The sequence below is a fragment of the Azonexus sp. GW821-FHT04F04 genome (assembly GCF_059420025.1).
Map to the genome: position 1 here is coordinate 85,734 of NZ_JBWKSX010000005.1, position 13,475 is coordinate 99,208.

The window sequence follows — 13,475 nt, forward strand, 5'->3', positions numbered from 1 at the left end:
AACACCCCCTCAAGCGATACAAGCATTTGAAAATTAGTCATTTTTTCCGGTTGACCGTGGAAATGGCATGGCTGGCACACGGCATGCACATTAGATGGCACGAGTCACGGCAGGTCATCGTCTGGAATCAACAGAATCTGCCGGCTTCGAGTTAGCCCTGAGTTACCCAATTTGCAACTTCATTCAAGAACACTGGAGACAACCATGATTTATGCAGCTCCCGGCGCCGCTGGTGCCAAGATTGCCTACAAGGCCCAGTACAACAACTTCATCGGCGGCCAGTGGGTTGCCCCGGTCAAGGGTGAGTACTTCGACGTAATCACCCCGACCACCGGCAAGGTTTACACCAAGGCCGCCCGTTCCTCCGCTGAAGACATCGAGCTGGCGCTCGACGCCGCTCACGCTGCCGCCGATGCCTGGGGCAAGACCGGCGCCGCCGAGCGTGCCAACCTGCTGTTGAAGATCGCCGACCGCCTCGAAGCCAACCTGGAAATCCTGGCTTACGCCGAGACCGTCGATAACGGCAAGGCCATCCGCGAAACGCTGAACGCCGACATCCCGCTCACCGTCGACCACTTCCGTTACTTCGCCGGCTGCCTGCGTGCCCAGGAAGGCGCCCTCTCCGACATCGACGAGAACACCGTCGCTTATCACTACCACGAGCCGCTCGGCGTCGTTGGCCAGATCATCCCCTGGAACTTCCCGATCCTGATGGCCGCCTGGAAACTGGCCCCGGCCATCGGTGCTGGCAACTGCGTCGTGCTCAAGCCGGCCGAATCGACCCCGATCTCCATCCTGATCCTGGCCGAACTGATCGCCGACCTGCTGCCGCCGGGCGTCCTGAACATCGTCAATGGTTTCGGTCGCGAAGCCGGCATGCCGCTGGCCACCAGCAAGCGCATCGCCAAGATCGCCTTCACCGGCTCCACCTCCACCGGCCGCGTTATCGCCCAGGCCGCTGCCAACAACCTGATCCCGGCTACGCTGGAACTGGGCGGCAAGTCGCCGAACATCTTCTTCGCCGACGTCATGGACAAGGATGACGGCTTCCTCGACAAGGCCATCGAAGGCATGGTGCTGTTCGCCTTCAACCAGGGCGAAGTGTGTACCTGCCCGTCGCGTGCCCTGATCCAGGAATCGATCTACGACAAGTTCATGGAACGTGTGTTGGCCCGTGTTGCTGCCATCAAGCAAGGCAACCCGCTCGACACCGACTGCATGATGGGTGCCCAGGCTTCCCAGGAGCAGATGACCAAGATCATGTCCTACCTCGAAGTCGGCAAGCAGGAAGGCGCTGAATGCCTGATCGGCGGCGCCCGCGCTGTCCTCGAAGGCGACCTGGCCGGCGGTTACTACATCCAGCCGACCCTGTTCAAGGGTCACAACAAGATGCGCATCTTCCAGGAAGAAATCTTCGGACCGGTGCTCGCCGTGACCACCTTCAAAGACGAAGCTGAAGCCCTGGCCATCGCCAACGACACCCTCTACGGCCTCGGCGCCGGCGTCTGGAGCCGCAACGGCAACGTCGCCTACCGCATGGGTCGCGCCATCAAGGCCGGTCGCGTCTGGACCAACTGCTACCACGCCTACCCGGCACACGCAGCGTTCGGCGGCTACAAGGAATCCGGTATCGGCCGCGAAACCCACAAGGTCATGCTGGACCACTATCAACAGACGAAGAACCTGCTCGTTTCGTACAGCGAAAGCAAGCTGGGCTTCTTCTAAACCGGGCATCTCCTCCACTGGCCGCATTTAGTTTTGCGGGCAACTCTTCGGGGGCGGGCAACCGCCCCCCCTTTTTTAGGAGAAAATCATGGTCGACCGTGTCATTTGCACCCCGGCAACGCTTGAACTCATTGCGCTCCTGAAACAGCAATACGGCCCGGAACTCATGTTCCACCAGTCCGGTGGCTGTTGCGACAACAGTGCCGCCAACTGCTACCTGCCCACCGACCTCACCATCGGCCCCTACGACGTCCATCTCGGCGACATCGGCGGTGTGCCTTTCTACATCGGCGCCTCGCAATACGAATACTGGAAGCACACGCAACTGATCATCGACGTGATCGACGGATCGGGTGGCACCTTCTCGCTTGAAGGCAATACCGGCAAGGCTTTCCACACCCGTTCACGGCTGTTCACCGATGCCGAATGGGCTGAATTGCAGGCAGCTGGCCTCGTTTAATTCAAGGAATTTTCCACATGAACAAGCACCTGAGCATTACCCTGCTGCCTCTGCTCGCAGCCACCCTGTTCTCCGCTGCCCCGGCCCATGCCGCCGACGGCGAAGCCATCGTCAAGAAAGCCCGCTGCGTCGCCTGCCATGCCGTCGACCAGAAGCGCGTCGGCCCGGCCTACAAGGAAGTCGCCGCCAAATACAAGGGTGACCCCAAGATTGCCGCTGTCCTTTTCGACAAGGTCCGTCATGGCGGTTCCGGCAACTGGGGCCAGGTCCCGATGATTCCCCACCCGGCCGACAAGATCAGCGACGACGACCTCAAGGCCGCCGTACAGTGGATTCTGGCACTGGAATAAGCAACACGGCGCCCCGGTTTCGGGCGCCCAAAAGGGAGAACAGCAACTCCCCGACAAGAATGGCCGCAGGCCATCGAATGAAAAATCGAGGGGCGCCAAGCCGGTCACGATCCCGGCCGAGCGCCCCCGCCCCCTCTGTACCGCTTCTGCGAAGCAGGCCGGATTCCACGGTCAACCCCAAAAAACCACCAAAAATGAAAAGCCGGGCCGGTTCGACAGGGGCCGCAACGGACAACAGAGTGCACTGCCGGGTCCGGATTTCGGCACCCATGTTAAAATTGGCCGCTTTTTCCGGTAAAAGAAGCGGAGAGCAAGATGAGCACACTTACCACAGGCGATCGAGTGACGCACCCCAACCAGCAGGAATGGGGTCTGGGCAAAGTGCTTAGCGCAACCCCCGACAATCTCGATGTATTTTTTGTCGGCGCCGGCCGCAAGCGGCTCTCACGGTCCTTCATCAAACTCGAGAAAGCCGAAGGGGCCGCCTCGAAACATCGCCTCCTCGACAACCTGATCGAGACCTCGCAAATTGTTGGCGACAGCTTTGTCACCATCCCCATGGCGATTGAACGCTTCATGGCCAAATACCCGAACGGCTTCGAGGACGCTGATTACATCAAATCCGTGCGCGAAGCCAACATGCGCGGGCAAAAGATGTGCGCCCAGTTGCTGAGCCAGGACGAGCTTTCCCGGCTCATAGCCGAAGGCAGCTTCGACGCCGTCTGCGATCGTGCCCGGCACGTCGAAACCAGCGCCAACCTGCTGACCAAGAGCGAGCGCAAGACGTTGCACGAAGCCCTCGAACTGCCCGCCTGCCAAAAACTGTTCTCCCTGGCCCTGGCCGAACTGCTCTACGGGACAGAAAGCGAGGAGGCGCGCTTCAAGCACCTCCTGCGCACGCTGGGCATCCTCGAGCTGAACAAATGGCAGTTCGCGACGCTGTTCAGCTTCATCCGCCACCCGCAGCAATCCGCCTTCATCAAGCCGACCGCCATCCAGAATGCCGCCAAGGCGCTGTGCTGGCGGATCAACTACAAACCCGAACCGAACTGGAAGACCTACGATGCAGTCACCCGACTGTACAGCTACGTGCGCACCAACCTGCTCGAAGAAGGCCTGATGCCGCGCGATCTGATCGATGTGCAGGCCTTCATCTGGTCCGTCGCCCAGAAATAACCCGGCCGCCCTTCACTGGCGCAGCGCCCCACTCTCAGAAAAGGAAAAACATGAACGCTCAAGCCTTAGCCGAAAAACTCAACAAACTTGGATTTACGCCCACCGCCCTGAGCGAACCATCGAAACGCGAGGACGGGATGATCGTCTTTACCAAGGGCGTGCATGTGCAAGTGCCGCTGCATGGGGACGAACCCAATGTCGTCCTTGAAAGCGATGATGGCGACCTGGAGTTTTACGATGCCCAGCGCAACATCGAAGACCTGATTACCGATCTGAAGGCTGCCCTGCAAAGCGAACAGGCGATGAATTCGCGCTGAATAGCAGAAGGCTGACGACGCAGGCGGGGCAACAACCAATGCGCCTGCGGTGCCGGCCTGCCCTCAAGCCACGCCGGCCAGAACCGAGCGCAGCACCCCGGCCCCCGTGGCCGTCAGCGACCAAGCCAGCACCCCGCAATTGATCAGCACCGTCGCCCAGAACGTCGCCTGAAACGACGCCTTGCTCGACTTGTGGCGGAGCACGCGCTGCGCCAGCAAAGCCCCCGGCCAGCCGCCGAACAGGGCGATCATGTGCAAGGTGCTCTCCGCCGTCCGCCACCGCCCGCCCTGCGCCGCCGACTTGTCCCAGGCATAGACCACAAAGGCCAGCAGGCTCGCCCCGGCATACAGGCCGACGACAGCGAGCGGCAAGCGGCCGCCCAGGACACCCAGGCCAAGGAACGCAGAAAACATTACGCCGATGGCGACTGCCCAGCGGTTTGGGAGACCCGGACTTTTCTGGAACACGCTAACCTGCAACCTCGCCCACCCTCAGCGCATCACCCAGCCGCCACAAACGGGGAATACCTGGCCGACAAAGCAATTCGCCAGATCGCTGCACAAATAGGCGGCGAATTCGGCGTCCTCTTCCGCGCCGACCAGCCGCCCGAGCGGAACCTCGCGCTTCAGACGCTCCTGAAAACGCGGGTCGGCCTGCACCTCGGGCGGGAAGTAGGTCGGGTTTTCAACGAAGTTCTGGGCAATGGCATTGACCTGGACATTGTGCGGTGCGACCTCGACGCCGACGGCCTGCACGTAGGCCAGCTGGGCGCCGCGCGCCGCGCTGTAGGTCGACCGCCCCTTCATGCCGCGCAGGGCCGAAGCGCTGCCCATGACCAGAATCTTGCCCGAACGGCGAGCGATCATCGCCGGCAGGACGGCCCGGAACAAGCGCGTCAGCGGATGGACAAGGACCCCGAAGGTGTCGTTCCACTCCGCTTCGGTGACCTCCGCGACGGCCGTACCCGGCGCCGGAATAGCCAGATTGGCGACAAGAACATCGACCCGCCCAGCCTCGGCAACGATGGCAGCCGGCGCCTCGACATCAACGAGCGAGGCGGTATTGGCGATCACCGTGGCACCATGGCGGGCAAACACCTCGCACAGCACCGGGCCCATGAACATATCGGCCTGGGTGACCAGCACCCGTTTACCAAGCAGTTTTTGATCGGACATGTGCGCTCCTTTGGCGAAGGTCTGCTCATCCCTCCGCCGCGACGAGTTAGCGCACGGGGGGTAGCGTGGTGAATTTTTCCAGCCGGTCTTCCAGCTCGCCGATGTAGGCGGCAAGCGTGTTACCCGACTGTTCGGTGAACGAGCGGAAATCATGCTCAAGCCGATCGATTCTGGCAAGAACCATCTCTTTCGCTTCACCGTTGAGCGTCGTTTGCCTGGTCAATTCGGTTTCAAGAAAAGCGCGCAATTCGGTAAAGCGGGAAGCCTCGGCACTGTCCGCAAGCTCCCTGTTGGTCTGCAATGCACGTGAATGGCGGCGGGCCTCAAGGAGAACCGAACCCTGCAGGTAGACGACATAGATCAGAAACAGCGCGGTGATCAAGACCAACAGTCCGAGCATCAACAGGCCCAATGGCATTTGCACCGACGTAAAACCAAGCCATAACTCGGTAGGCGCGAGAAAGACGCCCCAGTTCAAGGCAGCGAAAGCGGCGACCACGGCCAAAATGATTAGCAACAATAGCGACTGAAGTTTCATGTCTAGGTTCCCGAATGGACAAACGTTGATGGGTGAAAGCCTGAAGCAGGCTTCAACATGAGGCACAGGAAAAACTCAGAAAGTCGACGCGCTGTGTCTCAACAAATTTCACGGCTGTTTATCCAGCCAATGCTGCGTGCAAAATCAGGTTTTTAGAATATCACGCGTATTCAGGTCGCATCTGTGCGCTACGGCACGTAAAAAAGCCACCCGAAGGTGGCACTGAATTTCAATTTTGGCTGTTTTTTCCGGTTGACCGTAGCAATGGCTATTATTTTGGTCAGATCATCCTGCTCCGTCGTGGAGCAACTGTTCAATTTTTGAACAAGCCACCGGGCAGCATGCGTTGCAGCGTACCGTCACGTTTGAGCAAATGTTTGAGCGCGCCGGCGATGTGCAGGACGATCAGGCCGGCGAGACCCCAGACAAAAACAACGTGGGCCAATTTGAAGGCGCCGTTGAGTGTTTCGTCGGGCCAGCCGAGCCTGGGCAATTCGACGCCAAAGAACTTGATGGCGTAGGGCGTGAAGGACGAGGCGAGGAAGCCGGCCAGTGGCGCCATGAACAACAGGGCATAAAGCCCGTGATGAACCGCCGTGGCCAGTTTGGCCTCCCAGCCGCCAGCCAGCGGTTTCGGCGCCGGATGACCGCGGCGCCAGGCGAGACGGGCGAAGATGAGCAACAACGCGAGCAGGCCGAGCGATTTGTGCAGACCGTAGGCAGCGCTGCGCTCGGCGCCCTTGGGCAGATCGACCATGGTCCAGCCCAACCAGAGCAGCCAGACGACGACAATCGCCTGCGTCCAGTGCAGCACCATGGCCGGTAGCGTATAGCGCTGACCGCTCATCGGATGCTGACGCCCCAAGGCAGTTCGCCGACTTCGATATCAGGCAGCTTCTTGTAGCTGGCGGTATCGATGACGGAAACCGTACCGGAGCGGCCATTGGCCACGTATAGCTTGGCGCCGTCCGGCGTGATCGCCATGTTCCACGGGCGTTTGCCGACTTCGATGGTGGCCACGACAGTGTTGCTGGCGACGTCGATGGCCATCACCGACGGGTCGCGCCCATTGGAGACAAAAACCCGCTTGCCATCTGGATGTACGGCAATCCCCGCAGGGTACTGTCCGGCGACAATCTCAGCAGTGACGCGGCGCTCGGCAACGTCGATGACATAGACCTTGCCGGTCATTTCGCTGGCCACATAGGCCCGGCTGCCATCGGGCAGGAAGCCGATGCCGCGCGGCCGCTTGCCGACCGGGATGCTGGCTACCTGCTTGCGTGCCTTCACATCGACGACATCGACCTGCTCCGCCTCTTCGGCGCTGACGTAGAGCCAGCGGCCGTCCGGGCTGAACACCGCATGCTCGGGGTTCTTGCCATGCACCTTGATGCGCGCCAGTTCCTTGCCCTGCGGTGCGGAGAGAAGCACGACGCTATTGTCGTCCTCGACTGCCACAGCGAGCAATTTGCCGTCGGCCGAGAGGCTGACGCCTTCCGGCGAATCGCCAACCGGCACGGTCTTCACCAGCTTGCCAGCGACGGTATCGACGATCAGCAGGCTGCCCGTCTTGCCGTCAGTCAGATACAACCGCCCGGCACCTGCGGCAATGCCGCGCGGCCGCTGACCGGCCGGGATGTCGCTGAGACGCTGGTCGCTGGCCGTGTCGATGACGCTGACCGTGGCTGATTTTTCATTCGGCACGTAGGCAAACGGCGCGGCCAGGGCAGCGCCGCCAAAAACCGTAATCAGCCCGGCCAGCAAGAGTTTCGGCAGACGCTGGCGCATGCTCAGATCGCCTGATGGGAAACGCCGTGACGTTTGAAGATGTCGGCAATCGTGCCGTCATTCCGCAAACTCGCCAGCGCCCCGCCGATCGCTTCGGCCAGGGCCTGATCCTCGACCTTGACGGCCATGCCGAGCGGCCAGCTATCGACCTTCAGTTCGGCAAATTTCGGGCTTTCGAGAATGAGATTGCCCTGCCCTTTGGTCGCCGCTTCAAGTTCGGCACGCGGTGCCAGAACGGCCGCCACCTTGCCGTCAGCCATGCCCTTGGCGGCCTCAGCCACCGTCTTGTAATGCACAACATTTTCACGCAGACGACCGTTCAGCACGCCAAGCAGGAAGGAATCGGCCAGCGAAGCGGTTTCGACGCCGATCTTCTCGCGCGTGAATATCTCCAGGGCAACGGCGGCCGAGCCGGACAAGGGCTTCGGCACACGCTCCGGATTGCGCGCCAGGGCCAGCGTTTCGACGTGGTAGGCGCCGAAGATCCGGACCTTGTCATTGCTGCGCGCCAGGTACTCGTCGACCGGCACATGCATCATCACATCGGATGGCTGGGTGCCCAGATAATGGCCTTTCCAGACCATGTTACGCAGGTCGTCGTTCATGTCCTCGTCAGCGTTATAGCCGACGACTTCCGCCGTCAGGCCGAGCTTGACAGCAATCGCCCGGGCGACATCGGCATCAATGCCCTTGCCGCCAGCCATCGAATACGGCGGAAAATCGTTATACACCGCGACGCGCAGACGACCGCGCTGGCGGATCGTTTCAAGGCCATCGGCCAGCGCCGGCAAGGCAGCAGCCATGGGCACGGAGGCCAGAGCCTTGAGCAAGAGACGACGATTATTCTTCATGGACAGTTTCCAGCCAGGTACGGATGGCCCACATGGCCTCCTGACTCAGTGTACCCTCGAACGGCGGCATATAAACACGACCGTCGCGTACAGCCCCCTTGCGGATACGGGGCAGGAAGACTTCGTCACCCTCATCGCCGAGCGGCAGGTAGCGCAGGTCCGGAGCGATGCCGCCGGAGATACCGCCCAGGCCATGGCAACGGGCACAATTCTGGTTGTAGGCGGAATCACCGATGCGAATCGCGGTCTTATCCTTGCGGAAAGGATTGCTTGGCAGGAAATCGGCGCCCAGGTTTTTCAGCCCGGTCGTATCGACGGCTTGCGGGACAACGTCGCCGTGAGCGAAAACCTGCGGCGCGGCCGTGCAAATAATAAGGGCTGCGGCAACAGCACCGAGGTGTCGGAAGGGATGTTTCACAATGTCTCCTTGTTTGATTGCGGGTTACTGCCTTTGTGACAAGGCATCTGCAAACCCTGTGCCAGCTCGCTGATCAAACCGGAAAATCCCTTGGCTACCGGCGTTTGCCGGAGATGGTGCGAAAGCAGCAACATTTGCCCGCGCATGGCACGGCATTTGCTGAAAGGTGTAGCGCACTGCTCGCTTCATTGCTAATAAAAAGGGCAGGTGTTACGTTATGGAACAACAAAACTATAAATACAGATAGAGCAGTCGCCGGAGGAGAGATGGGACAAATTCAACTATTGGCCGAAATTCATGGCCAGCGCCTGGAACAGGCGCGACAACTGTTTTTTGATCAGGGCGCCCTACCCGATGGCTTGATCGATCCGGTGATTCTCCGTTCGTGGGAACGTTGCCGGCGCTTCGGGCTGGGCGAAGGCCATGCCATCCCGGCCGTCGAAGCCATGGATCGCGTAGCGCTCAAGACCGAACAGGACCGCAACCGCTTCCTGCTCGCGCAAGGGCGGCCGATCATGGAGCATGTCTACGAGCAGATTCGTGAATCCGGCAGCATGGTTATCCTGGCCGACGCCAACGGCTTGCTCCTCGAAACCGTCGGCGATGCCGATTTCGTCGGCCGCGCCGACCGCGTTGCGCTGTCGGCCGGTGCATCGTGGGACGAAAACCAGCGCGGCACCAATGCCATCGGTACCGCCCTGTCTGAAGAAATGCCCGTCTCCATCCTTGGTGGAGAACACTTCCTCGAGCACAACGGTTTCCTGACCTGCTGCGCCAGCCCAATCTTCGGGCCGGACGGCCGGTTGATCGGCGTTCTCGACATTTCCGGCGACTACCGCAGCTATCAGCGCCACACCCTGGGCCTGGTCCGGATGTCGTCGGCCATTGTTGAAAGACGTCTGTTCGAATCGATGCACGCCCGCGACATCCTCGTCTGCTTCCACAGCCGTGCCGACTACCTGGGTAGCCCGAAAGAAGGCATCGCCGCCGTTTCGCCCGATGGCCAGGTGCTGGCCATGAACCGCAACGGCACCGAACTGCTCGGCATCCGCCAGGTCGACGCCGTGCGCCGCGACTTTTCGATGGTTTTCGAAAGCAACCTGTCGGCGCTCGTCGACCGCCTGCGCCATACCCCGTTCAGCAGCTACGAGATCAACGTCAATGGCAAATCCCTGCACGTCCAGCTCCGCGGTCAACTGCCGCCGCTGTCCGTGGCCGGCCGCATCTACGACGAACCGGCAAGTCTGCGCGCTCCGCGCCGGCCAGAAACCGCCGCCCCGTCAGGCCCGACACTCGATACCCTGAACACCGGCGACGCCCGCCTGCAGGCTGCCATCGAACGCGCCCGGCGCATTCTCGGCAAGGACATTCCGATCCTCATCCAGGGCGAATCGGGCGCTGGCAAGGAGATGTTCGCCAAGGGCTTCCATAACAGCGGCCCGCGCAGCACCGGCCCCTTCGTCGCGCTCAACTGTGCATCGATTCCGGAAACCCTGATCGAATCCGAACTCTTCGGCTATCAGGGCGGCGCTTTCACCGGCGCCCGCAAGGAAGGCGCGCCGGGCAAGATCCAGCAGGCGCACGGCGGCACTCTCTTCCTCGACGAAATCGGCGACATGCCGCTCAACCTCCAGGCCCGCCTGCTGCGCGTGTTGCAGGAACGTTGTGTCACGCCGCTGGGCAGCACGCGGGCAATTCAGGTTGATATTTCGCTGGTCTGCGCCACCCACCGTACATTGCGTGAAGAAGTCGCCCGCGGCGCCTTCCGCGAAGACCTCTATTACCGCCTGAATGGCATGAGCGTCACCATGCCGGCCCTGCGCGAACGAACCGACATCAGCGCCCTGGTCGCCAAGATCGCCGCCTCGGAAACGACCACCCGCAGCCTGCAGGTGCGTTTCTCCGAAAAGGCCCGGCACGCCATCGAAAACTACGCCTGGCCGGGCAACATCCGCCAGCTGTTCAACGTCATCCGCGTCGCCATTGCCCTGCTCGACGACGATGAATCGCTGATCACCGAAAGCCACCTGCCGGAAGAGCTGTTCGAAACCATCATCGCCAGTGCCCCCAACGCCCCGCAAGCCTTCGACCCGTGGGCCGCGGCGCCGCTGGAAGGTGCCAACAGCATGGATGCCATCAGCCGTCAGGCCGCCATGCGCGCCCTCGACGCCGCCGGCGGCAATATCTCCTCAGCCGCCCGCCAGCTCGGCATCAGCCGCAATACGCTGTATCGCAAGCTGGGACGGATGTAAGGGCTAGAGGCCGAGCAGCGGGCTGCGCGTCAGCGCCACGCTGACGATGTAGACATAGGCCAGCACGGCCAGCCCGAAGTAACGCGCCCGGATTTCCCTGGTCCGGCCGCGTTTGAGCGCCATCATGCCGAGCAGGATGTAGGCGAGCAGGCCGAAGAGCTTGGCGGTCAGCCAGCCGTGCACAAACGGGTACTGGCCGCTCATCCAGGCCATGGCCAGGGCGCTGCCAAGCAGCAGGGTATCGACGATGTGGGGCAGAGTTCGCGTCAGTCGATGGTGGCAGAGCGGAGATTCGCGCAGCATCCACCAGCCACGCAGGCAGAAACCGAGGCCGCTGAGGACGACGCAGGTGACATGCACGTATTTGAGGACGAGATAGCTCATGGCGTTGCCGGTCTGGCGGCGAGTTTGGCCTCGATTTCGGCAAAGTGCTGGCGATAGCGACCGATGGCGCCGGCCAGGTTCCACCACAGCCAGCCATTGGCCAAGGCGAAGGCCAGACCGGCCGGACGGGCCAGCCAGGCCGGGATGAAGATGGCGGAGAGCAGCAGGATCAGGGCGACGCCGTACGCGAGCATCTGCCGGTGCATGGCGGGCTCGGCGAGAATCTTGTTCATGGCCGGGGCCGGCACCTTGGCCTGGCCGCAATTCTGCAGGTGCATCCAGGATAAAAAAGGGACGATCTTGTAGAGCATGCCGGTGATGAAGGGAATGAATCCGCCGGCAATGAGCAAAATGCCGAACATCAGGGTCCAGCCCTCGATATCGGACGCCTCGGGCCGGATTGCCACGGTCAACAGGAAAAAAAGGCCAAAAATGGAAAGTATCAGGCCGAGCTGCCAGTAACGGTAGGTGGCATCCGGCCGCGCCCGCCGTCGCTTGCCCTGAAGACGCAGGGTCAGCCCGGCGAAGGTGATGCCGGCCAAAGCGGCGCCAAGCTGGCCAAGGCGGCCGAGCAGCGGCCAGTCGGCGAGCACGCCAAGGCTCCACAGAATCAGCATGGCCAGCATGAAAACCGGGAACCACCAGCTAGCGCGTGCCGGGTAGCCTGGCGTCAGCTGGAACATTGGCACCACGACGTAGGCCATCGCCGCGAGCAGGACACCGGCCCAGCCGCCCAGCCCCCAGCCGGCATGCAGGTCAGCCAGCACCATCAGCGGCAAGGGCCAGCCATAGGCCAGCCCCAGGGCGAGAACGACGCCGAGGCCGACGACGCCAGCCAGACCGAACAGGGCGACTTTGATGCCACGAATGGTCGGGCTGGTTGTCGGAACAGCAATCAGGGCGCTGAATGTCACGGCCAGGAAGAACAGTACGGTCAACCCGAGCATGAAGGCGGCGATGCCGAGCAGCGCGGGCGCCCCGAAGAGAAAACCGGCGGCCAGCAACAGCGCCCCGGCCGAGAGGCCGACATGAACGATCCGGGCCACCGCCACCGGCCGTTTGAGGCTGGCGCCGGCGACCACCGGCAGGATCTGGATGAGTGCCCCGAGCATGACCTGGAGCATGAAGCCGATGGTGATCAGATGCGTCGCCGCCAAGGCGCCGGGCGTCCACCGCGAGGCAAAAATATCCGGACCCTCGAAGGCGACGAGCAGGCCGGCCAGTGCGGCAAAGAGCGGCGCAGTCAGGAAGAAGCGCAGCGGTGCGGCGAAGGGCGGCGCGTTTTCGAAGGCCAGCATCGCTTGCATGGAGCGTGAATTGTCGAGGGGGGCGGCTAGCCTAGCGCGAAATCAGGATTTCGAAGGTGCCGTCGGGCAGCAACTCGGTTTCGTAATCATGGCCGTTCTGGCGCAGCACCTTGTAGAGCGGATGCGGTTCGCGGAAGAGCAGCAGCAGCATTTTCTCGCCGTCCTTTAGCGTGTCGAGCATTTCCATGGTGGCCACGAAGGGGCCAGGCGGCTCCATGTAGCGGGCGTCGACGACATGCGGGGTCTTGGGGTGGCTCATTGTTCGCAAAGTTCCGTTTCCAGCCGTTCGAGAATGGCTGGCAGTTCGGCCGTCAGATGCTGGTCGCACATCGGGTAGAGCATGTTCTCTTCCTTCATGTTGTGCTGTTGCATCATGATGACCAGGGTATCGGCCAGCCCGAGGTAATCCTCGGCATTGGCCGTCTTCAGTGCCTCGGCAGCATCGTCGAGAAGGCTGCGCAGTTGCTCGTGCTCCATGCGCATGACCTGGGTCGGTCCCATGCGCATGCCGGTCTTGGCTTCGAAGGTCGGGAAAAGTGTTTTTTCCTCGCTGTCGAAGTGCGCCAGCATGGCCGAATGAAAATGCCCGAAGGCGGCGCGGGCCAGGTCAAAACTGCCCTTGCCGACAGCCTGCTCGGCTTCGGCAAAAAGATCGTCGCAACGGCGATGATCTTCGGTCATGAAACTGCGAATGGTGGTCATGGACGGCTCAATGGCGAATGATAGGCCATTC

General features: G+C 61.7%; 17 protein-coding genes. 6 read left to right on the plus strand and 11 right to left on the minus strand.

Annotated elements, in window-relative coordinates; genetic code table 11:
* The first annotated feature begins 204 nt into the window (after positions 1-204).
* The 5 genes from exaC to AC07TV_RS11770 all read left to right on the plus strand — a co-directional run bounded on the left by exaC (position 205) and on the right by AC07TV_RS11770 (position 4,028).
* Positions 205-1,725, plus strand: coding sequence for an acetaldehyde dehydrogenase ExaC (gene exaC, locus AC07TV_RS11750; RefSeq protein WP_494648547.1), 1,521 nt, complete (start codon positions 205-207; stop codon positions 1,723-1,725).
* 88 nt (positions 1,726-1,813) lie between these two features.
* Positions 1,814-2,185, plus strand: a complete 372-nt coding sequence (locus tag AC07TV_RS11755) for a DUF779 domain-containing protein (RefSeq protein ID WP_310492684.1) — start codon at positions 1,814-1,816, stop codon at positions 2,183-2,185.
* A gap of 17 nt (positions 2,186-2,202) precedes the next feature.
* Entirely contained in the window at positions 2,203-2,535 is a 333-nt protein-coding gene (locus AC07TV_RS11760) for a c-type cytochrome (RefSeq protein ID WP_494648548.1), read from the plus strand.
* Between the two features lie 315 nt (positions 2,536-2,850).
* Positions 2,851-3,711 carry a DUF3553 domain-containing protein gene (locus tag AC07TV_RS11765; RefSeq protein ID WP_494648549.1) on the plus strand — a complete coding sequence of 287 codons (861 nt, stop codon included), beginning with the start codon at positions 2,851-2,853 and terminating at the stop codon, positions 3,709-3,711.
* Between the two features lie 50 nt (positions 3,712-3,761).
* Positions 3,762-4,028 (plus strand): hypothetical protein, encoded by a 267-nt coding sequence (locus AC07TV_RS11770; protein ID WP_226497609.1) that lies wholly within the window; start codon positions 3,762-3,764, stop codon positions 4,026-4,028.
* Positions 4,029-4,091: 63 nt separating this feature from the next.
* Here AC07TV_RS11770 and AC07TV_RS11775 read toward each other — a convergent pair whose 3' ends face one another.
* From AC07TV_RS11775 to pedF, 7 genes are all read right to left on the minus strand, one after another.
* The gene (locus AC07TV_RS11775) at positions 4,092-4,496 is read right to left on the minus strand and encodes a DUF1294 domain-containing protein (protein WP_494648550.1); all 405 of its coding nucleotides are present in this window, start codon (positions 4,494-4,496) and stop codon (positions 4,092-4,094) included.
* A 24-nt stretch (positions 4,497-4,520) separates the two neighbouring features.
* The gene (locus AC07TV_RS11780) at positions 4,521-5,204 is read right to left on the minus strand and encodes an SDR family oxidoreductase (protein ID WP_494648551.1); all 684 of its coding nucleotides are present in this window, start codon (positions 5,202-5,204) and stop codon (positions 4,521-4,523) included.
* Between the two features lie 46 nt (positions 5,205-5,250).
* Entirely contained in the window at positions 5,251-5,742 is a 492-nt protein-coding gene (locus AC07TV_RS11785; protein WP_494648552.1) for a hypothetical protein, read from the minus strand.
* A gap of 313 nt (positions 5,743-6,055) precedes the next feature.
* On the minus strand, positions 6,056-6,607 hold the full coding sequence (locus AC07TV_RS11790; RefSeq protein ID WP_494648553.1) for a cytochrome b: 552 nt from the start codon (positions 6,605-6,607) through the stop codon (positions 6,056-6,058).
* Positions 6,586-7,530, minus strand: a complete 945-nt coding sequence (locus AC07TV_RS11795; protein ID WP_494648554.1) for a beta-propeller fold lactonase family protein — start codon at positions 7,528-7,530, stop codon at positions 6,586-6,588. Before AC07TV_RS11795 ends, AC07TV_RS11790 begins: the two co-directional genes overlap by 22 nt.
* A gap of 2 nt (positions 7,531-7,532) precedes the next feature.
* Positions 7,533-8,381: a substrate-binding periplasmic protein gene (locus AC07TV_RS11800; RefSeq protein ID WP_494648555.1), complete on the minus strand. Its 849-nt coding sequence runs from the start codon at positions 8,379-8,381 to the stop codon at positions 7,533-7,535.
* Entirely contained in the window at positions 8,371-8,799 is a 429-nt protein-coding gene (gene pedF / locus AC07TV_RS11805) for a cytochrome c-550 PedF (RefSeq protein WP_494648556.1), read from the minus strand. Before pedF ends, AC07TV_RS11800 begins: the two co-directional genes overlap by 11 nt.
* A 266-nt stretch (positions 8,800-9,065) precedes the next feature.
* Between pedF and AC07TV_RS11810 the strand changes: the two genes are divergently transcribed.
* Positions 9,066-11,051, plus strand: a complete 1,986-nt coding sequence (locus AC07TV_RS11810) for a sigma-54-dependent Fis family transcriptional regulator (protein WP_494648557.1) — start codon at positions 9,066-9,068, stop codon at positions 11,049-11,051.
* Positions 11,052-11,054: 3 nt separating this feature from the next.
* On the opposite strand, the gene AC07TV_RS11815 is transcribed toward AC07TV_RS11810, so the two are convergent.
* From AC07TV_RS11815 to AC07TV_RS11830, 4 genes are read right to left on the minus strand one after another with little or no spacing between them, the layout of a single operon-like run.
* The gene (locus AC07TV_RS11815; protein WP_494648558.1) at positions 11,055-11,435 is read right to left on the minus strand and encodes a SirB2 family protein; all 381 of its coding nucleotides are present in this window, start codon (positions 11,433-11,435) and stop codon (positions 11,055-11,057) included.
* Positions 11,432-12,742: a hypothetical protein gene (locus AC07TV_RS11820; protein ID WP_494648559.1), complete on the minus strand. Its 1,311-nt coding sequence runs from the start codon at positions 12,740-12,742 to the stop codon at positions 11,432-11,434. The genes AC07TV_RS11815 and AC07TV_RS11820 overlap by 4 nt, the downstream gene beginning before the upstream one ends.
* 31 nt (positions 12,743-12,773) lie before the next feature.
* Positions 12,774-13,001 (minus strand): DUF2249 domain-containing protein, encoded by a 228-nt coding sequence (locus tag AC07TV_RS11825; protein ID WP_494648560.1) that lies wholly within the window; start codon positions 12,999-13,001, stop codon positions 12,774-12,776.
* Positions 12,998-13,444 carry a hemerythrin domain-containing protein gene (locus AC07TV_RS11830; RefSeq protein WP_494648561.1) on the minus strand — a complete coding sequence of 149 codons (447 nt, stop codon included), beginning with the start codon at positions 13,442-13,444 and terminating at the stop codon, positions 12,998-13,000. Before AC07TV_RS11830 ends, AC07TV_RS11825 begins: the two co-directional genes overlap by 4 nt.
* Positions 13,445-13,475 lie beyond the last annotated feature (31 nt).